This window comes from Mucilaginibacter corticis, from assembly GCF_007558865.1.
GTDB lineage: Bacteria > Bacteroidota > Bacteroidia > Sphingobacteriales > Sphingobacteriaceae > Mucilaginibacter > Mucilaginibacter corticis.
Map to the genome: position 1 here is coordinate 159,151 of NZ_VLPK01000006.1, position 19,856 is coordinate 179,006.

The 19,856-nt window shown below is 44.2% G+C and carries 17 protein-coding genes; 7 read left to right on the forward strand and 10 right to left on the reverse strand.

Annotated features, from left to right (window positions below; all coding sequences use genetic code 11):
- Positions 1-59: 59 nt before the first annotated feature.
- From FO440_RS22505 to FO440_RS22515, 3 genes are all read right to left on the reverse strand, one after another.
- The gene (locus FO440_RS22505; RefSeq protein ID WP_144250569.1) at positions 60-1,145 is read right to left on the reverse strand and encodes a FecR family protein; all 1,086 of its coding nucleotides are present in this window, start codon (positions 1,143-1,145) and stop codon (positions 60-62) included.
- A gap of 128 nt (positions 1,146-1,273) precedes the next feature.
- Positions 1,274-2,041 carry an SDR family oxidoreductase gene (locus FO440_RS22510; protein WP_144250570.1) on the reverse strand — a complete coding sequence of 256 codons (768 nt, stop codon included), beginning with the start codon at positions 2,039-2,041 and terminating at the stop codon, positions 1,274-1,276.
- Positions 2,042-2,086: 45 nt separating this feature from the next.
- Positions 2,087-2,449 (reverse strand): helix-turn-helix domain-containing protein, encoded by a 363-nt coding sequence (locus FO440_RS22515; protein WP_144250571.1) that lies wholly within the window; start codon positions 2,447-2,449, stop codon positions 2,087-2,089.
- Positions 2,450-2,682: 233 nt separating this feature from the next.
- Here FO440_RS22515 and FO440_RS22520 point away from each other — a divergent pair, with 233 nt between their 5' ends.
- Positions 2,683-3,507 (forward strand): carboxylesterase family protein, encoded by an 825-nt coding sequence (locus tag FO440_RS22520; RefSeq protein ID WP_186292763.1) that lies wholly within the window; start codon positions 2,683-2,685, stop codon positions 3,505-3,507.
- Between the two features lie 42 nt (positions 3,508-3,549).
- Here FO440_RS22520 and FO440_RS22525 read toward each other — a convergent pair whose 3' ends face one another.
- From FO440_RS22525 to FO440_RS22555, 7 genes are all read right to left on the reverse strand, one after another.
- On the reverse strand, positions 3,550-4,269 hold the full coding sequence (locus FO440_RS22525) for an RNA polymerase sigma factor (protein WP_246104298.1): 720 nt from the start codon (positions 4,267-4,269) through the stop codon (positions 3,550-3,552).
- Positions 4,270-5,121: 852 nt separating this feature from the next.
- Positions 5,122-5,835 (reverse strand): hypothetical protein, encoded by a 714-nt coding sequence (locus tag FO440_RS22530; protein ID WP_144250573.1) that lies wholly within the window; start codon positions 5,833-5,835, stop codon positions 5,122-5,124.
- Complete coding sequence (locus tag FO440_RS22535; protein ID WP_144250574.1) at positions 5,832-10,235, reverse strand: DUF7619 domain-containing protein; 4,404 nt, start codon at positions 10,233-10,235, stop codon at positions 5,832-5,834. The genes FO440_RS22530 and FO440_RS22535 overlap by 4 nt, the downstream gene beginning before the upstream one ends.
- Before the next feature lie 10 nt (positions 10,236-10,245).
- A complete protein-coding gene (locus FO440_RS22540) occupies positions 10,246-11,268 on the reverse strand; it encodes a hypothetical protein (protein WP_144250575.1) in 1,023 nt (340 codons plus the stop codon).
- Between the two features lie 660 nt (positions 11,269-11,928).
- The gene (locus tag FO440_RS22545) at positions 11,929-13,494 is read right to left on the reverse strand and encodes a hypothetical protein (protein WP_144250576.1); all 1,566 of its coding nucleotides are present in this window, start codon (positions 13,492-13,494) and stop codon (positions 11,929-11,931) included.
- 42 nt (positions 13,495-13,536) lie between these two features.
- Positions 13,537-14,613, reverse strand: a complete 1,077-nt coding sequence (locus FO440_RS22550; protein ID WP_144250577.1) for a hypothetical protein — start codon at positions 14,611-14,613, stop codon at positions 13,537-13,539.
- Between the two features lie 18 nt (positions 14,614-14,631).
- Complete coding sequence (locus FO440_RS22555) at positions 14,632-15,354, reverse strand: hypothetical protein (RefSeq protein WP_186292764.1); 723 nt, start codon at positions 15,352-15,354, stop codon at positions 14,632-14,634.
- A gap of 113 nt (positions 15,355-15,467) precedes the next feature.
- Here FO440_RS22555 and FO440_RS22560 point away from each other — a divergent pair, with 113 nt between their 5' ends.
- The 6 genes from FO440_RS22560 (at position 15,468) to FO440_RS22585 (ending at position 19,703) form a co-directional block, all read left to right on the forward strand.
- Positions 15,468-16,235, forward strand: a complete 768-nt coding sequence (locus FO440_RS22560; protein WP_144250579.1) for a LuxR C-terminal-related transcriptional regulator — start codon at positions 15,468-15,470, stop codon at positions 16,233-16,235.
- A 364-nt stretch (positions 16,236-16,599) separates the two neighbouring features.
- Positions 16,600-16,965, forward strand: a complete 366-nt coding sequence (locus FO440_RS22565; RefSeq protein WP_144250580.1) for a hypothetical protein — start codon at positions 16,600-16,602, stop codon at positions 16,963-16,965.
- Between the two features lie 8 nt (positions 16,966-16,973).
- A complete protein-coding gene (locus FO440_RS22570) occupies positions 16,974-17,903 on the forward strand; it encodes a hypothetical protein (RefSeq protein WP_144250581.1) in 930 nt (309 codons plus the stop codon).
- On the forward strand, positions 17,890-18,489 hold the full coding sequence (locus FO440_RS22575) for a hypothetical protein (protein WP_144250582.1): 600 nt from the start codon (positions 17,890-17,892) through the stop codon (positions 18,487-18,489). Before FO440_RS22570 ends, FO440_RS22575 begins: the two co-directional genes overlap by 14 nt.
- A 218-nt stretch (positions 18,490-18,707) precedes the next feature.
- Entirely contained in the window at positions 18,708-19,184 is a 477-nt protein-coding gene (locus tag FO440_RS22580; protein WP_144250583.1) for a hypothetical protein, read from the forward strand.
- A gap of 288 nt (positions 19,185-19,472) precedes the next feature.
- Positions 19,473-19,703, forward strand: a complete 231-nt coding sequence (locus FO440_RS22585) for a helix-turn-helix domain-containing protein (RefSeq protein ID WP_144250584.1) — start codon at positions 19,473-19,475, stop codon at positions 19,701-19,703.
- The last annotated feature ends 153 nt before the right edge of the window (positions 19,704-19,856 follow it).

Genomic DNA, 19,856 nt, shown 5'->3' on the forward strand with positions numbered 1-19,856 from the left:
CCCGTCATCCCCATCCCAATGGGGATGACTTTTTTATTTCGGGGGTTATGGCTTTTCTTTTACTGCGAGACCGTGACCCTCCTTCCTGTGATCTTAAAGTGTACGCCCCCCGTCCTTTCCAGCAGCTTCAGCACACTGCTGATATTGTGCTGCCGCGAGATCAGGGAGCTGAAACCGTCGGTACTGATCGTTCCCTGGTAGTCCACATCCATTTCGTACCAGCGGCCCAGCTGGCGCATGATCGTACGGATATCGTTGTTCTCAAAATCAAAATCCCCGTTCTTCCAGGCTAAGTATTGGGAGGTGTTCACTTCCGTTATTTTCTCACCATCCGTTTGCTGGCCCGGTTTCAGGACTTTATTATTGACTTTCACACTGCCTTCTACCAGGGTGGTTAGCGTCGCTTTTTCATCTATGTAGGCGCTCACGTTAAAGGCCGTCCCTAAATCTTCGACCGTTTGGTTAGCCGTTTTGACTTTGAAAGGCTGCGCCGCGTTATGCTTTACTTCGAAATAAGCTTCGCCTGTTAATTCGACAATCCTTTCCTTGCCGTTAAAGACGGTCGGAAAGGTCAGTTTGGATTGGGCGTTGAGCCAGACCTTGGTGCCGTCAGCGAGTACCAAAGGGAAAGGCGAAGCTTCGCCCCTGGCTGTAGACAAAGTATTGTAGCTGACCATGTTTTCTTTATCAACAATAGTATAAGTGACAGCCCCGCCACCTGCAATAATGGTCGTGGCCCCTTGAACCGCTAATGTCCCGTTACTCTTTTTTGTTAAAGCGATCTGTTTGCCGCCGGCGAGTGTCAGGGTCGCGCGGTTATGACCCGGGGCGATATCGTGCTGGGCGATGATGACGGGCTTCGCCTGTTTTTGAATAATTAAAAAGGCGCCAGCCGATAAGATCAGCAAAATTGACGCTGCTGCAGCGATGCGCGGCCATAAGCGGCGGATTTTCGCGGGAGGCGCAAGCGGCAGGCGTCCGCGTAACAGACTTTCAGTTTCGGCTAAACCGGCTTCATCGAGCTCGTCTTTGCTTTCTTCACCATAACGGTTATACCAGGCATCCAGCAAGCGCCGTTCCTCCGCGCTCAAAGTGCCGTTCTGATATTTTTTTACTAATTCGAGGAATTGCTTTTTCCGTGTCATTGAAGTAAAGACGGACAAGCAGGCCCCGCGTAATAAAAAATCGTAAAAAAATTGTTAAATAATTTTAAGCTCTCTTTTTTGATGAGACCATTTCCCCTCTTTTATGGATACAAATCAACTATTGTTTGTTAACGGGAATACAGATCAGGCGGGAATCTTGATGCACTGTTTAAAAACAAGGCAGCCTGAGATTGCCCGTTGATTTCCACTTTGAGATCAGCAGTAGGGCCAAAACCGACTTCATCCCGGTCGTCGGTAAATAAGCCCGAAAACACCTGGTTGCAAAAAGCATCCAGCGATGCACCGTGATCCAGGCCGGGCCCTGCAAGAGCGGTCTGTACCGCGGGCGGGATCAATTCAGCAACCCGGCACCCGGTAGCAGACAGGGCATGCCGCAGGATCAGCGTATAATGGTGTAAAGCCGCTTTACAGGCGCTATAAACCGGAGCGAAAGCCTGCGGGATATAGGCGCCTCCCGAGGTCACATTAACAATCAGCGCATTTTTACCATCCGCTAACAGCACTGGGATCAGCAAGTGGTTTAGATGGATCGGGCCGGACAGTAAGATATCGATTTCAGCCTGTCGTTCCGACCACGAAGCGTTATCTGCTGCCAGCCCAATACGGCGCTGGATACCGGCGTTATTGATCAGGATATTTAAACCGGGCAAAGTTTGCTCGAGATACATGGCCAGTTTTTCGCGCTCCTCCGGGTTGCCGATATCATTCTGATAGATTAGCAGGCCGGGCAGTTCGGCCGCCGCTTCCTTGAGTTTGGCTTCGTTTCTACCCGTTACCATCACGGTACAGCCCGCCGCCAACAGGCGTGCGGCCAGCCCTTTACCAATGCCCTCACTGCCACCGGTGATCAGAACTTTTGCATTTTTCAGTTTCATGTTGATTTTTTTTCAAAGGTCGGAGCCGCCAGACGATAAAAATGGTCATGATTTAAGTATTTTGCTTTGTCGGAATTCTTTTGGCGAAACGCCGTTAAAACGCCGGAACCATTTGGTGAATTGAGAGGGCTCAAAATCCAGCGCAAGCGCGATGTCTTTGATGCTTAAGGCCGGATTAGTCAATAAAGCGCGTAACAGTTGCGTGATCTTTTCCTGGTAGATACCGCAAGGCGAAGTGCCGGTCGCGTCTTTGATCGTGTTACTCAGATGCGTGGGATGTATATGCAACAGCTCGGCAAATTGCTCGATTTCCAGCATTTTAGTCGCCCGCAAATTCACAAGGTCGGCCAGGTGCTGGTCAACTAATTGTTTGAAAGCTTCCGTAAGTTGCTGGGGACGGGTCGTCATGATTTTCAAAATTACAACAAAGCCGACGTATCAGGTCTCATCAAAAAAGAAAACCTACAAATAATTCTAATTGTTATTATTCACAGCTTATCATACACCTTTTTTAATGGTTGTGAATTGGCGAACGAACGCTTGTAATAGTTAACTTAGCTATTACAAATGACACTAATTATATGGGATCAATATGGTCTTGGCTGTAAATTCTAATTACTAAATCTTCAATAATGGCTATAATGGATTCAAAAAAAATTATTGCTATTCTCATTTTACTGATCTGTGTTAAAACTACCCTGGCCCAGGATCTCAGCTTATATCAAAAGGCGCTGTTTATCCAAGGCAAAGACACCCTGCGTTACCGGATACTCTATCCTGAAAAGTACAATTCGAAAAAAGTCTACCCTTTGATCATTTACCTGCATGGCGCCGGTTTCAGGGGAAATAATAATGAACGTCAACTCGGTATAGGCAGTAAATATTACGGGGTAGCCAAGGATTTTTTAAGGGATTCCGTCCGCAAAAAATACCAGGCCATCATCGTTTTCCCACAATGCCCGACCGACAGCACCTGGAACAAATTTCCGCCTTCGCCTCCATTTGATACCACCGTAGCGGTTAACCACCAAATGAATACGATGGCACTTACGACACCAGAACGGCTGGTCAAACTATTAATGGACAGTTTGGCCGGGCATCATATCGCGGACCCTAAAAGGATTTACCTGGGCGGCACTTCACTCGGCGCTTTTGGCGCGTACGATCTGGTGATTCATTATCCCGATTATTTCGCGGCCTTTTTCCCGTTGTGCGGGCAGGCCAATGTCGATTTATATCCTAAAGTAGCAGCTAAGGTTCCAATCTGGATATTTCACGGTGCGATCGACGATGTGATCAACATCTGGCCCGACCGCGCCCTGATCAAAGCCCTGCGGCAAGACGGCGCCAAAAATGCCAGGTACACGGAACTCCCAGGTTTGAAACACGATATTGAAGCCCGGGTGTTTGCGGAACCGGCTTTATTTTCGTGGCTGTTTTCGTTTAAGAATAACTCGAAAAAGTAAAACGATCTGCAAATAATGAATCACCTGATCATGCAAACTCGTTTAGAAAAGCATCACGGTCAGCAGGTCGGCGAGCTTGAGGCGGAGCAATTTGACGGCATTGTAGACCTGCTGTTTAGCGGCAGCTTCGGAGATCCCCAGCTGCGCGGCTACTTCTTCATAGCCCAGCTCCTGCTGCTTCCGCAGGATAAAAGCCCTGCGCATATTCTCGGGTAACAAGGCGATCTCCTTTTCCACGAGCGCGAACAGTTCCTTTTCAATTACCAGGTCATCCGAAGGGCAGCGCCCCTGCTCCACGAAAGCCATCGCCGAATCCACATAACGTTCCACGACTTCCTGGTGCGAGATCTCATCGAGGATGCGGTTGCGCACGGCGCGGTACAGATAACCCGATAAGGTGCCGGATAGTTGCAGCGATTCCCGGTTCTGCCAGACTTTGAGGAGCACATCCTGCACGACATCCATGGCGCGGTCACGGTCGCCGAGCATGCGGTAGGCGTGTGCCACGAGTACACGGTTGAAGCGCAAAAAAATCTCGGTATAGGCGCCGGCATCACCTGACCTTAATAGGCCGGCAAGTTCGCTGTCCGTCAATATTTTCAGGTGTTGTGGCATAATGGCAAAACGAATATAAAAAGATTTTGGGGGGAATGCAAAAAGCGGGATTGCTTTATCGTTCACGGTGCTGCCTTGATCGACGGATGATTGATTGAAACTTAAGAATGTTTTGGGGTATGGATTTTTTGCAACATTGCCTATCATTTAATGTGCGCCGGAGATGATAGGCCGCTGATCAATTATTAAGAATGTTTTATGACTAAGAATTTACGGTTTGGAAAAACATCCGCTCACCGCCCTGACTAATTTTCTCAGCTTGCGCAAAGTGCTTCGCCCCTTGCTGACCTTCGAAAATTAGTCATGACGGATCGCCGTGAAAATTGGTGAAGCATCGTTGTTCATCATCGCTTATTGACCTATCGGTGGCTGATAAATTGCTAAAAATATTTTTATGATTAAGAAATTGAGGATTGATCTCTTTTAAATCAACCGTCTTTCTCAATTCTCGCTTCCTCACACCGCATCCGGTTTTCAACCCATATGCGGGGTTCATCTACAGGTTTGCTACAGTGAGCAACGTCTTTTTTCCCTCCAGCTTACTCTCTCTCATTTTTACGCTTAAACACCCCTTAATTTTTGAAAGGAATTTGCAAAGGGCAGCCGGGTGCATGTCTGTGCAGTTGGGGGCTGTTTATATACCCTTTGCGGGTTTCTTTCAAATTTACTTTTGTTGTGCGTAAAGATGAATCATCACGTGAGTTTTGGGTTGAGATAAAAATTCAACTTAGAGATCAAATTTCGTAGAGTTGTAAGCCAATTTTAAATTCCGATGTCATTTATCGTCTCATTCCGCGAATGCAATAGATTGACTCCGTAACACTTCGACCACGCTAACTTATTGATGGATAGCAGTGACTTGAAATATCCGACTAAACTAATCAGTGCTTTATAGCCAACGAAATTTGCTGGTCAAGAATCTCTGAATTTCCAATCTTCTAAGAAAACTGGAAATCTTCGAATCCTTTTTACAGGGGAAGATAACAATGTAATTGGGGGCTATTGGTTAATTGTAAATTTGTAGATATCAGAAGTGGAGGTATTACCTTTAGAATCTGTAGTGATAATTTTCCAGTAATATGTATTCCCGGGGCTTACCGTGATATTGTTCAAAAATTGATCGGAGAGACCGCTTTTTAATAGCGGTGGATCCGCGGCTGTACCCAAATAAACATTATAACTTGCAATATCGTTATCCGCGTCACTTCCGGTCCAGCTTAAGTCAACTGTCTCCGTACCTGTGGCGAATGTTTGCGCAAAAGACGGCGTGAGCAGTGTGGCAGGGAACGGGCTGTAGCTGGTTATGCCAGGTCCGGCAACATAGAATTTCCAGGTATCACTGCTTGCTGTTTGCACATTTTTTTCAGATTTGGATACTATTGACCAGGCATAGGGCGTGTTTTTAAGCAGGGTTGCTTTAAACTGATTAGTTGTGCTGCTTTGCTTGCTTACCGTACCCGTAAGTAGATCTTTGATATCAATTTCATAGCTATCGGCATTTGCGGCAGCGCTCCAGGTTAAAATAATGTTAGTTTGGGTGTCTGAAACGACGTCACCCGCATTACAAAGCGAGTTTTGCGCGGGAAAAGTGAGTGTAGCCGCAGCAGGCACCGGCGCTTCCGGGACGGGTTTTGGATCCGGCGACGAGCTTTTCTTTCCGCAGGCTGTAAGTAACAGGACACTTAAAAGGAAAATATATTTTTTTACTTTCATTGCTTCACCATTTTAAAGACGCTAACCTTATCATCAGCAGAGAGTTTCAGGAAAAATACGCCGCGTTTCAAATTGCCAGCATCTATCGTAAGGACACCCGATGCGTTTTTAAAGCTACCCGAGTAAACCAGCTTGTTCATTTTGTCATAAAGCGAAATGAAGGCGTTTTTAACAATATCATTTCCCAGGTTCACATTGATCGTATTTTCAAAAGGATTTGGAAAAGGTACCAGGCGGTCCGCGGTAACAATTGTCGTGCTTTTTTCTCCCTGGCAGGGTTTATCTGAATTCACAACGAGCTTGTTTACGCCGTTTTGAAGTTTTAAGGTAAGCTGACTTTCCGTTGTGGAATGCGTTACCCCGTTCAGCGTGACGTTGTAAGCATTGCCGCCGTCCAGCGAAACAACCACCTGATTCGTGTTTTTAATTACCGCTGTATACAATGACAGGTCCTTCGGCTCGCTGATCACTGCTGTAAAACATTGTTTGTAGTTTGCCTGGCCTTCCACTGTGATACAGATATCGTAATTGCCCGGAGCGAGGTTACCAACCGTAGTGGCCGTATTAAAGGGATAAACATTAGATGTTCCATTTGCTGTTATAGTAGCGGTGTAATTGAAGTTTTGGGCAGCTGTGATACCAATACTTCCATTTGCAGAACCCTTACAGGTGACGCTGGTATTCGTAATAGTGAAGTTCGTAGCGGGCAGGTCAAAAGCGACATGGACAGTCACCGGCGCAGAGATTTGCTGCAACCCGTTCAAAGCTATGCCGGCCGTGTATGAACCGCTTTCTGTCGCGGTAAAGCTTGCGCTATTAGCTCCGCTGATGGCTAAGCCGTTTTTATACCACTTAAATGTATATCCCGCTTCCTGATTTGCCGTTAAAACTACGCTTCCTCCCGATAATAGCTCCAGGGGACCTGATGCTGTTATCGTTGCCGCCGGTAAGAAACTGAAGCCGTCGAATGTAACGGATCCGCCGGGAGCAGAAACAGACACCGTTCCCCCTGCACCTGAACCGACGATGGCTGTGATACTGGTCGCAGAATTGATGGTGAAGGAGCTGGCGGGAATACCACCAAAGCTTACCGCTGTCGCGCCTGTCAATCCGGTTCCCGTTATCGTTACAGTAGACCCCGGCTTTCCTGTAAGCGGATCAACAGAGGCTATGCTGGGCTTTGGCAGGTAAATGAAACCCGGCATGGTACTGGAGCCTCCTGGTGAAGTTACGGAAATACCACCGCTGGCACCATTACCAACTACCGCGGTGATCGAAGTAGCTGAAGTTATTGCGTACGAGGTTGCGGGGGTATTGCCAAAATTGACTGCAGTCACGCCTGTGAAGCCGGTACCTGTTATTTTCACGGTATCCCCGCTTTTCGCTTCAGAAGGCTTAAATGCCGTGATAACCGGAACAACGACAGGTGCAACAATTTTTATGGTTGCTTCTGCACCATTCTTAGCATTTTCTGTATTGCCCGCATTGTCCGTAGCTATGCAGTAAAAACTATAGGTTGAATCTCTTTTGCCTGTAAATGCGCCGGATGTCGCGGTTGTATGAACGTTCCACAGGAAGTAAGAACTATTATTTACCGCATAATAAATATCGTAATGTCTTATTCCGGACAAATTATCGGTCCCTGCCCAGTTGACGGTAAATGTCGTGTCCGAACTCGTGGCCGGCAATGATTTTATTTTGCTGAGCGGTGATACCAGGTCAAAAACATTGTTCCAAGTATTCGTCGGGATTACCGGGTTATGGTCAAATGTTATAAAAGCCTGGTTGTTTAGCTTTGAGCCAGTGTTATAGCCTGCCTTTGCTGCAACCTGGTAGGAAACTAATCCCTGTCCTTGTGGAGCGGATATATCCGGTGGTAAAAAGCCGGCAAGGGCATTGGTGGTAACCTGGTTAGTCGCCGGGTCGATACTGAAAAATTTCCACTGGGCGATACCCGACAACGTGTCAAAGCTTGCCACTACACGGGCTTTTACACTGTATTTGCCCACGAAATCAAAATCGTGTATAAAAGATTTGACCGGTGCGGAAAATTTATAAGTAGAGTCTCCTATGGTAACCGAAGTAAAGCCAAAAGTATTCAAGTCATAGTCGCTTTTCCTGAGTGTATCAAGTACGGTGACCGTTTGTGCATTTAAATTTGAACTGGGTTTATTTTCAAAATTGACGGTGTAATCAAGTACTGGCTGATTGGTATAATGCTGCGCGGACTGATCCCCGGGACCGTAAAGCGCGTTAGGGTCGAACGCGTTTCCCACGATTACGCTTAAAAACCTGCTGATCTTAAAATTAAAGGCTTCATCACACTCTCTCAGCGTTTGCAAAACTGTAAAAATATTAGCTTCCTTATCCGCAAATTCTTGCACTTCGGTAAGTTTAGCGTCGATATTGATGGCCGCTTCTAAAGGTGCACTATTCTTTGCTAAGAACGCAGAAATAACACCGGCTGCGGTAGTGACCACTCTGGTACAACCCAGAAACCGTTTGATTACGGCAGCGTGTATGGTTCCGAAATCAACGAATTTGCCATATGTAAGCACTTTAGGGTCTTTTGCTGACTCATCAACAAAGCGGTTATATGCCGGGCTTAAATCGCTTGGGCCAAAGCAGGAAAAAATTCCTGTCAGGTCTTTATCTTTACCAAGTCCGTATTTCTCAATAACGTAATCCAAACCGGCTTCAGCTATTTTTATGCCACATGTTGCAGCACTATTAATAAGCGCGGAATAATCCGTGTTACCTGATGGACTATACGATAAATACGGTGTACCCATGCTGCAAACGATTTCCGGCGTTGAATGTAACGAAGTGGTATCAGGCAGATGGAATATGACATCCATAGTACCGCTGCTATTGGCCGGTATCTTGGGCAGGAGAACCATTCTGTAACTGGTATTCGATACATCGTCATTGATAGTCGTCGGATGTCCGTCATTAGCCAAACCAAGGTTTTCAAAACCCGGCACACTTTCTATATCAAAAAGCGGGCGCTGTATATCGATATTTGTCCCTTTCGGTAGTCCGCCGATAAATATCGGAACTAATCCGACATCAGTATTACCGCTATTTGTATAGGTCACGGTATAGACCTGGTTAAAACCGATACGCAAGATGCGGTCGCCGGAGATGGCTACTGAAAGATTGACTGGGCCACCCTGTTCGATAGTGAAAGCTCTGTAAAGTGTATCGCTTTTGCCCCCGGGAAATATAGCAACAACATCCCACAATCCGGGAGTTTGCTTGCTCAGATCGAATGTTGCAACCGCCAGGCCTACATCTTGAATATTCAGGTTTTGTGTCGGTATGTGCTGGCCGTTATGATTTAAAAAAACCTGTGTGCCAGTGATAAAGCCTGAACCCTGAAGATTAACTGTAACCGGACCAGTATTGCCGCCGCGATTCGCATAAATGCTTTTTAAACCGTCAACGCTAATAGTCTTGACAACCGTATCGGAATTGCAAAAATTGGTCGTGATCAGCTTTACCTTATAATTGGCCTGTGCCGCATATTGGTGCAAAGCCACCGGTATGCTGTCTTTTGCTCCGTCTCCAAAATCCCAGCTATATTTGTAACTGCTGTTTTTTGCGCTATCCGCTGTAAAGTTTACTTTAAAATCGGATTGCACAAAGCTAAAGCCTGCGTCTGCCAATTTTTGGCTGCATACTTTTACTGTAGTGGTTTTAACCAAGCTTTGCACGCCGCTTACACTGACCGCATAAATCTGCATGGTGTACTGCTGGTCCGCCGGGAGGTCGCTTAAATCGGCTTTAAAATTAAGATCGACCGAAGTCGCAGGCGTCGCGATAGGATAAGTATGTAAAGGCGATTCAAAACCAGCCCTGACAAAATTATACTTGATCGCGGCTATTTTCTCCAATCCGGATGGTTTTACAAAAAACAACTGTTGGCTGCTTACCGACCAGGAACCTTTGTTGTCGAGCGTACGCACGTAAATGATATGCGTACCGGTACTTAACCGGGTAAGATTGACGTTGAAATTAGTACTGAGTACGGTCTGTCCAGCTTGTATGCTTACAGCTGTCCCCATACCAATTCCGGGATCTTTATCTATGAAATATTCTATTTTCGATATCGTAACGTTTTTTGTGCTGATCGCTGTGTTATAAAAGGTATTGTAACTGCTGAGCGACCAATGCCCGGCTGCATCCCTGGCCCTGACATAGAGTGTATGTAATCCCTCCTGAATATTAGCCAACGGCACATTGAACCGGGTTGATACATCATTCCCAGTCGTAATTGTTATCGCCGATGCCTTTCCAAAACCAGGATCTGTATCGATAAAGTATTCTGCTTTATTGATCTGTGCTATCGCCGGGAACCAAATAATGACCAGCAATAGCAGCGTTAATTTGCCGCGCATATTTTACAGGTTATTGGTTGGCCCTTGCTTTGATCGTTACGTTCAGCCCGTCAGCTTTACTGGCTACCGCGTCGGCCTGTAATTCATAAACTGAGGGAATGGGCGGAATACCGGATAATACGTAAGGAGCGGCACTGCCGAAGACGCCGGGCTCCTCCCCATTATAACCCGCCTTTGCGAACGCGGACCCCGCTACAATTTTGTACTGTCCGTCGGGGCTGTTATTTGAAGCGGACACACCAACAAATAACTTGTCACTGCTGCCATAACTCTGATTGGTCGCAATGCTGTTAAATTGCGTGCCCAGCGTAAGGTTATTTTGAATAGCGCTGGAAGTGATCGTAGGGACAGCCGTACTGGTCAGTATATTGCTTCTGAAGGAGGATGTCGACAAGGTAACAACATTGGTAAAAATATTATGCTCAACTATGGCGAACACTCTCGGCACTGTCGGACTGGAGCTCACATTGATCCCATTATCAATGATATTGTTTTTTAAAATGGCACCGCTGAGCGTCAGGTTAGAGTTGTAGACATTTATCGGACCAGTGATATAATTTTGTATCACAATTAAGCTGGTAATATTGCCCGTAATGAGTATGCCATTGGCAAGGTAACACCGGATAATAGAAATTCCGTCAACTGCCACATAAGGACAATTATTAGAATTCGTGTTCAAAAATAAAAGACCTATAATAGCTGAACCTTCTGAACCTGAATTGAAATTGATCTGGTTAACGACGGCAGACAGCGCATTGGCCTGGCCCCCGTTTTGTGTCAGGAAAAAGCCTGTGCCAATGATCACCAAAGGTTTGGAGCAGTTTAACAACGCATATGGTTTAATGGTGCCTTCTACCAGTAAGGTGTCCCCTCCGGCCGCGGCATCATGCGCTTCCTGAAGTGTGGCAAATATATTTTTGGTTTTATCCGTGGCCAGGGTATTATTAACTCTTTTGGTTCCGGCCAGAAGAGCCGTGCTTAAAAAGATAAACAGCAATAAAAAAGCAAATTTTAATGAGGTATAAAGATTCATGTGACAGGAATTAGATGTTTTAAAAATAAAATATTTTTCTATAATAAAAAAATATTTTCAGCGTTATGGGGCACTGCACTTCGGATTTAAATAATTATTGATGGAACTAAATTGACTTTACTGTGCCCTGAAGGTCAGCACAACGAGAGAGAGGATATCGATGAGTCGTTTCATAGGTCTATTGATCAGTAAGTTTGTATAATAGCCAGGTTGCGATTTGTTCCGTCGCAAGCCAGCCGCGACAGCAGGGCATCTCAAAATGCGATATGTCCGCAGGTCGTATCCCTCGTATCCGGGTGAAGACGTGCCTTAACAGGAGATTCCAAAAAGCTTGACCATGCAATTCCGTTGCCTATAGACCACAGATTTGTGTAGTTGGATTTTTCAGTTGTTTCTTTAAATAGATAAGTCAGCATAGTCAAAGGTACGGAGTCAATTCTTGCATTCGCAGAATGAGTTGGTTAATGACCTTAAGCGCGTTGATCGATTAGTTTCATAAAAAAGCTGCATTTATTTCTTGCTGAAAATCGTTAGAGGCATGTATAGACCCCAGATCAATAGGTCCTGTTTGTCATTGCTAAAGCTTTTATAGGCTATAGTTCCTGCGGCGGGGTAATTCTTGGAGTATTGCAGATGAATGGCCATTAAGGAAAATGACACCTAGGCTTCGTAAGTTAAAATTTGGTTGTCACGGGGTTTAAAATAAGGAATACTTTCCTTGGATACTGAAAATTCTATAAAATTATCATGCCCGGAGAATCCGTAATAAAGGCCAGTGCCGTAGCTAAATTTCTCGTAGGTGTAGTTTATTGTTGATTTCGCGTCTAAACCTGCCTCGGCCAGATCACTTTCACCCTGCCCTTGGTAATTTGCATAACCGCCTTTGAGTAATAGTCTCAGTTTTTTACCGATCGCGATGGCGGTATTAGTTCCGTATACAGTATGGGTTCCTGTCCTGTTGTTGGAAAAGGCGTTCAATCCATAGGAGCCAAAGGGTGCGAAAGTAAAACGGACGGGCTTATCGTTAAAAAAGGAAAATAGCAGTGACGCGTTGGCATTGATGCTATTGGTTGTCGTAGTCGCGCTAGAATAATTTTTACCATCAAGAATGCTGTTTTCAATGACAGGCAGGTCATACGAATATAAGCCAAGGATTCCTTTCAGATAAAAGTTCAGTTTTTCATCTTCGTTGCCGTTGTCTAAGTTTGCGGTAAGCATGCTACCCATACTGGCTGCCATAACACCACCGATCGCTGCAGCGGCATTGTCCTCTGCCTGATCTTTGCTCGTTTGGATCGCTGCACGTTTACTCATCTCTAATTCTTTTGCCGAGGGGGTATAATTGGCTGCTACAGGCTGTTCGCGGATTTCATTGGCCCGCTGGGTGCTGTCGCTCTTTGACTTCTTTTCGGATGCTTCCCATTTTTCCAATTTGGGTATATCTTCTGCCAGTTCCTTATCACTCATTTCCAGCGAGCTCAGTTCATCATCGATCTCAAACAATGCTGTTTCTGATAAAGGTGGGCTTGTATAGCTCTTGTTCAATCTTTCTGTCACGGCCGCTAAGCGGTCCTTAAACGCTTGATCTTTATTTTGCAACTCTGTTCTTCTGCTGCCGGTCAGGTCCGGTGAGGAGTGTACGAGGTTGGTATGGTTGTTTCTTAATAACTTTGACCGTTCGATAAAGCCGTCTATTTTGGGTTTCTGGTCATCTTTGGGTGTTTCCCGGTTATAGCTGACGATTTTTACGCCGACTACATTAAATCCCTTCTTCCAGATTACTTTTGCGTTTTCGGCGCTCATGTATTTTACCTTTCCACTGACGTCGGGCTGTTCAGTGATGAGTTTATCCCAGTTAGGGGATCCAGCCAATGCGTTCTCCGACCATTGATTATTGCCGGATGCCACCTTCATATCGGCTGAGCCTCCTGCGTCTAAGTATCTGGAAAAACCGCCGGCACTAATGTTAAGGAAGATCCCGAAGCTTTGTCCGGACAAGCAATCGCTGTTGCTGGTAACGCCTTCCCATTTCAGGGTAATGTAAACAACGGGTTCGCCAACGAGGGTACTTAGACGGTAGCCGACATCCATTGTCCTAATCGCGCAGCCGCCGATATTACTTTGGGTAACACTTTGAGTTCCTTTTAACATGGTTTTATATGGAGCTTGCGCATCGACATTTTCAAAAGCCAGGCAAGATAGAAACAGGAACAGGATTTTTTTCATGATGAGTTTTTTTGACAAGGGCGGTGTAACAGCATGGAACGACTATCTGGCTGCGATAGCGATGGCGTTCGCCTGAGCGCTGGTCCCGCCATTGCCGAGGCTGAAGTTTTCTGCTGTGCCATTTTTCCAGATAACGGCATAGCTGCCCCTTAAGCCTACAACGTAAACGTCGTTCCCGGCGACCGCAATCCCATTGGCCTCTCCGCTACCCAAGGTGACGACTTTGCCGTTTTTCCAGTATTCAGCGGTTTCTGCTGTAGCTGAGGTTTCGAATCCAGCTACATAAACGTCATTTCCTGAGAGGGTGATCGAGGTGGCGACTGTGTTAAACTTACCATCACTTAAATTCACGGCTGTCCCGTTTTTCCAGTATTTAGCGATAAAGGTAAATCCGCTTTTTTCATACCCGGCTATATAAACGTCATTGCCGCGGATGGCAATCGCAGTCGCGTAAGCATCATTATTGCCGTTAGAAAGGCTGATTCCCACGCCATTTTTCCAATATTTAGCTACGCTGTAAGATCCATTGGTTTCGAATCCGGCTACAAAAACATCGTTACCGCTTACCGCGATGGCGCGTGCAGCGGTCGTTGTCGGATCGCTACCGGCGGAGGTGTTCAATTTAATGATGCTGCCGTTTTTCCAGTAGGCCGCTGTACCTTTATTACGATCGTAGCCACAGACGTAAACATCGCCGTTACTGACGGCTATCCCATAAGCGCGTGAAGTTGGCGCAGAAAGATTGGTGAGCTTATCGTTCTTTAAATAACCCGCGTTACTGGTATAAGCGCCTGGCGTAGAAGTGGGACTGCGTACGGTACAGGCCAGATAAATATCTTCTCCTGATAGGGCAATATTGTTTCCCTCGGCCGATGGGTTACCCAAATCAACGGAGGTGCCATTCTTCCAGCATTTGATAATGGATGATAATCCGGTACTCGGTCCGCTATATTCGGTACCAACAACATAAATCGTGGCGGGCGAACTTGAAGTGTTGGTATCACCTGACGAGGTTGTATTAGAGGTATCATTAGTTGTTTTTGGAGTGCCTTGTTTTTTGCAGGAAAGGCAGATCCCCAAGCTAATAAAGATGAGTAGGTTTATGGTGTGTGTTTTCATATCAAAATGGGATGATGATCAATTGGCCTTAAGGGTGATCGATTGATTTTGGGTGAACGGCAGCGCCAGCGAATTCCATGACCAATAGGTGTTGCCGTTTTCCGCTCTTACATTGCTGTTGGTATATCCTTTATAATAGCCGAGGTTATATATCTGATGGTCGTTCGGAATCGTAATATTGTCAAGGGTTTGACTGACTAACTGATAATTCACATATAAACTGGTGATCGACAGGGCGGAGTTGTTTTGTATTTTCAGGAAAAAGGTATCCGAAGCGATATTGAGAGCGTAATCCAAATTGCCTGCCGAAGGAAATGAGGTATTGATCGTCCAATTAATTGCGCCACCGACTTGGGCACCCTGGCTGGTTTTTCCGGAGGTGCTTGCGGTGCCGCTGGCGCTTGCGGAAGCCTTACCCGAGTACTGCATTTTACCTCCTGTAGCGATTGTTTGGGTGGTGCCGTTAATCGTGATGCTAATTGGTGTAAACGTTTTGTTAAAAAAATTAATGGTAGTTGTAGCAGTATTATTTCCGGAGGAGTTGGTGTTTCCAGACGAATTGCCATTGCCTGAAGCAGTTCCCGTAATTCCTGAATTTTCACCGGCTGGGTCACTAGCCGGGGCGGGATCTTGCTTTTTGCTGCATGAGGGTAAAAAAAAGAAAAGTACGGGTATTATAAAAATCAAGCGTTTCATTTGATCGTTCGGGCTATCTGAATAAGTAAAAGAAGAACATTTCATGTGTATCAATCAAATTGACATTTAATTATTTGCATAAAAAATCCCCATTAATAGGGATTTTTTTTCTATGAAATTTCTTTTTAAATTGTCTTACAAAACCGGGTATAAGCTTTATGAAACTTGAACTGTTCAACAATAAGATCAATAATGTCTGGAAAAAGATGCCCTTGGGGCAATATGAAAGCGCGCTTCCGGTAGAATTGGATTTTTACAAAAAGCTTTTAAATTTCTTTCAGGTTGGAGATTACTACTATTACATCTTTAATTTCGAAATACTGGGTTTTGAGTTAATGAGTGATGGTATTGAAGGGTTATTGGGCTTTAAACCTGAATTAGCTAATATTGACTTTTTTCTTGAATTGATGCACCCGGAGGACCGGCCTTATATTTTAGCTTTTGAGGAAAAGGTCGCAAATTTTCTGTTAGGCCTACCGACGGATAAATTAATGAAATACAAAGTGAGGTACGATTACCGGTTAAGAAAAGCTAACGGTAATTTTGTACGTATTTTACAACAGGTGGCAGTGATTCAACACGATAATGACGGAGGTATATTACGAACCTTGGGTATGCATACGGATATAAGCCATTTGAAGAGTTCGGGTAAACCGGTATTGTCGCTGATCGGGCTGGAGGGCGAACCTTCTTATATGGACATTGACATCAGGCAAAATTTTTTAAAAGTTAAAGACCTGCTTAGTAAGAGGGAACGGGAGGTGTTACGTCATTTAATTGATGGAAAGTTAAGTAAGCAAATCAGTGATATTATGCATGTTACCAAGCAAACTGTCGACAGTCATCGGAAAAATATGCTTCGTAAAAATAACGTCTCCAATACTACTGAACTAGTGGCGAAAGCAATAAAAAATGGTTGGGTTTAATAGTGTAAGTAATTGCAGAAGAGTTTAAAAATAAAAAACCGACATACTTATATAGGTTCCATACGAAAAGCTAAGAATACATCCTTCTTTCCACTACGGGGATATGATTTTGAGGGGTTCCTTTTAAAAGAGAATGATTTGACAAGTACATCGTTAAAAAATCACGGAGGAGATTATATCGCACTATTGATTAAAGACTTTGGCATACAAGATGACTGTCTTTCTCAGGATGCTTTGACCAGTTTGTTTTAAGGGCAAAGGTTTCATCGAACAAATACAGGGGAAATTGCAGGGATTAACAAGCGGATGATTTTTTTTCATGTATATCTGGTGATAATAAAATATCTTTATATCAAATCATGTCATGAAACCTTTTGTTTATAATTTCCTGGAGAGACCTCATTCAGATAATTTTGATTTTTTAGCTGCGATCGAGTATTCTCCTGAGCAGAATCTTTCTGTCCTTACCGGCAGTAAAACGCCGGCGATCGACCAGGCGGCGCTTTCTACTCAAACAACAACCAAGGCAGGCCTGGAAGGCGCAGACAGCGACAGGCAGGAAATCCAGTCGATGGGAACGATGACGGTAACACGCGCCAATGTGGAAGGTACAGACCATGACCACCACCGTAATCTCAGTATGTATTTAGGTACGCAAACTTTGACAAGGCTAAACAATGAGCAAGTTGATTCCGATGATAACCGCTACCAGCAAAATTACTCAGCCTGAAGCACAGAATGATTCTGATTATTACGCATAAACTGGACTTTACCGCTGATTTTGTCATCAACAAGTTGAACGGGCTGAATCTCGCTTATCTACGGCTTAATTGTGAGGATCTTTTAACTACTCCCCTGTATGTCATTGATACAAAATCCGGTTTAGAGATTGAATTTGAGCAGCTTCCTCCGGTAAACAGCATTTGGTTCAGGCGTACGCAGATACCTGATCTTCCGGGGCTGTCAATGGAAGAGCGATCTTATTTCTACCGGGAATTCGACGCGCTAATCGACAATATCAGTTGCTCACTGTCAGAAAAAAAGTGGCTAAGTAACCCTTTTGCGTTGCGGCAAGCAGAAAGCAAAACATTACAATTACGTTTGGCCCAGATAACAGGATTTCTGATTCCGGCGACATTGGTCACGAACAATAAAATTCGGCTACAGGAATTTTTCAATAAAAACACGCAGACGATTATAAAACCAATGTACTCCGGACGGGTCGTCGGCCCGGACGATAGCAATTTATTTTTCACCAGTTTAATAACTCAGGATAAAATAGACCAGTTGGCAGATTATTTTCTGACTCCCTGCATTTACCAGGAGTATATTGAAAAAGAATACGAGCTCCGGGTAACTGTGGTCGAGAATGACATTTATACGGTAAAAATCCACTCCCAAACGGATCAGGAAACCGAAACGGACTGGAGGCGGGGCAAGCCTTTGCTGACCATTTATGAGTTGCCGGCTGACATCAAACAGAAATGTCTTGATCTCTGCGCGGGTTTGCATATTAATTTCGGGGCGATCGATCTCATCAGATCAAAAACCGGCGAATATATATTTCTCGAAATAAATCCAAATGGCCAGTGGGCCTGGATCGAAATGGCAACAGGATTACCCATTAGTAAATCAATCATCAAATATCTAACAGATGAGCCCGCTTAAAGATAAAATTGACTATCTCAAAAACATCTATGACGAAGAAAACGCGCGACAGCCGGTTTTAGAAGGCAAATGTTCACAGAATATTGCAAATTCAGGCATTTTCCTGACGTTGATCGGCTTGTTGATTGGTATTTTATCCAATACGCAATCGGACTTGAATGTCGTCGTCAAATGCTTGCTTGTCGCTGTCATTATCGCGATTACTGTTATGAACGTGTTTTGTATCATTAACGCGTTGAAAGCGCTCGATCCTGTCAATTACCCGTATGCCAGGGGAAATCCCAATACGGTAAATGAATTTTCTACCACCACCGCATTCGAGGAAGAGGTTGTGAAAGATTATATTTATTGTATCGAAAAAAACATGCTTTTAAATAATAAAAAAGCCTCGTATCTGATTGCATCCCGTAAAGCTTATGTTTCAGGGATTTACCTTACCGGATTTTTTACAATTTTTTTAGTTTGTTATTTAACCTTTTTTATGCCTGCGACACCGGAAAAAATTCACAAAGTTGAAATTTTAAAACCGGTAACACTGGAAATGAAATCAAACGCCCTTCTTCAAAAGGCCCAAGGTTCTAAATAAACCACTTGGGTAAAAGTGTTTTTTATTCGCCATTCTCGATGGGTTACATTTGGATCGCCAGTTTGGGCTTTCAGATGATTACAAAGTATTCTGCATTAATATAATGCTTGGCTTAGCAGTCAGGCACTATTTCAATCAATTAAGGAATACATCCTTAACCTTAACGATTTGATTTTATATAAGAATTATTATATTTAGCCAACCAAATATTAAGCCTTATGAAACTAAACCTATTACTACCCACGATGGTAGGCATCCTTATTTCAACAACCATCTTCGCACAATCAAAAAAGAAAACGTCACAACCGTCGACTACAAGCCCTATTGGTTCCTGGAAGCTCATTTCACAAAAGGTCACTTACCCTGACGGTCAAGTCTCCATGGGTGATAGTTCAAATATATTTCAACACAAAATACTAACTCCTACGACCTTTGTTGTCACGATAGAGAAGAAGATTCCTAACTACGACAATAAGAAATTAGCGGTATCGGTGGCCGGCGGTCATTATACCCTGGTCAACGGTGATTACGAAGAGTTAACCGAATACGCATCCTTTAAAGGATTTGAAACAATGAAAGTTAACTATAAATTGACTATGGAAGATGGTAAACTTCACACGGTAGGTACACTCAGCGGATCCGGACTTGATGGTAAACCGACCATCTATGACGAGGTTTACGTAAGAGAGGACTAGACTTTAAATTAAGATCAGATTGTGCTCATATGCAATCCCTGGCTTGATCAGCCAAACGTCGCTCCGATACAATTACGTTGCTAAAGCAACTGTTTGGTTTGCTGATTATTATAATTACGTCACCTCAATTGAACCTTATGCATCACAAGTATAGAGTGTTAGTAATGTTAGCCTTCCTTCACGACTAAATGCTTTCGTATATAGTTTAATAATGTAATCATTTTTTATATGCAATTACATATAATTATTTATATTTGAGATATATTATATGCAAATACATATAAAAACATGGAAAAACTAGCTGTTTTTGTAAAGCGTAAGCGGAAAGAAGCTTCACTTACACAGGCTGATTTTGCGCTTAAAGCCGGAGTAGCCTTAACCGTTATACGTAAAATTGAACAGGGAAAAGGAAATTTGAACCTGGAAAGAGCAAATCAGGTTTTAAAAATGTTTGGCCACGAATTGGCACCGGTAAATAGCAAAACGCTGTTGTCACCAGATAGGATTGAAAAACCATAAGAGCAACAAAAATCTTTATCAGGATATCCAAGCCGGAATATGATGCTCAATATCCAAAACAATTTATAAATTTTCGACGCCAGTAGTGGCCTACCCTTACCTTTGCGGGGGTACTTTTAAAACATTACCGGTGATGGCACGTATCCGCCAATT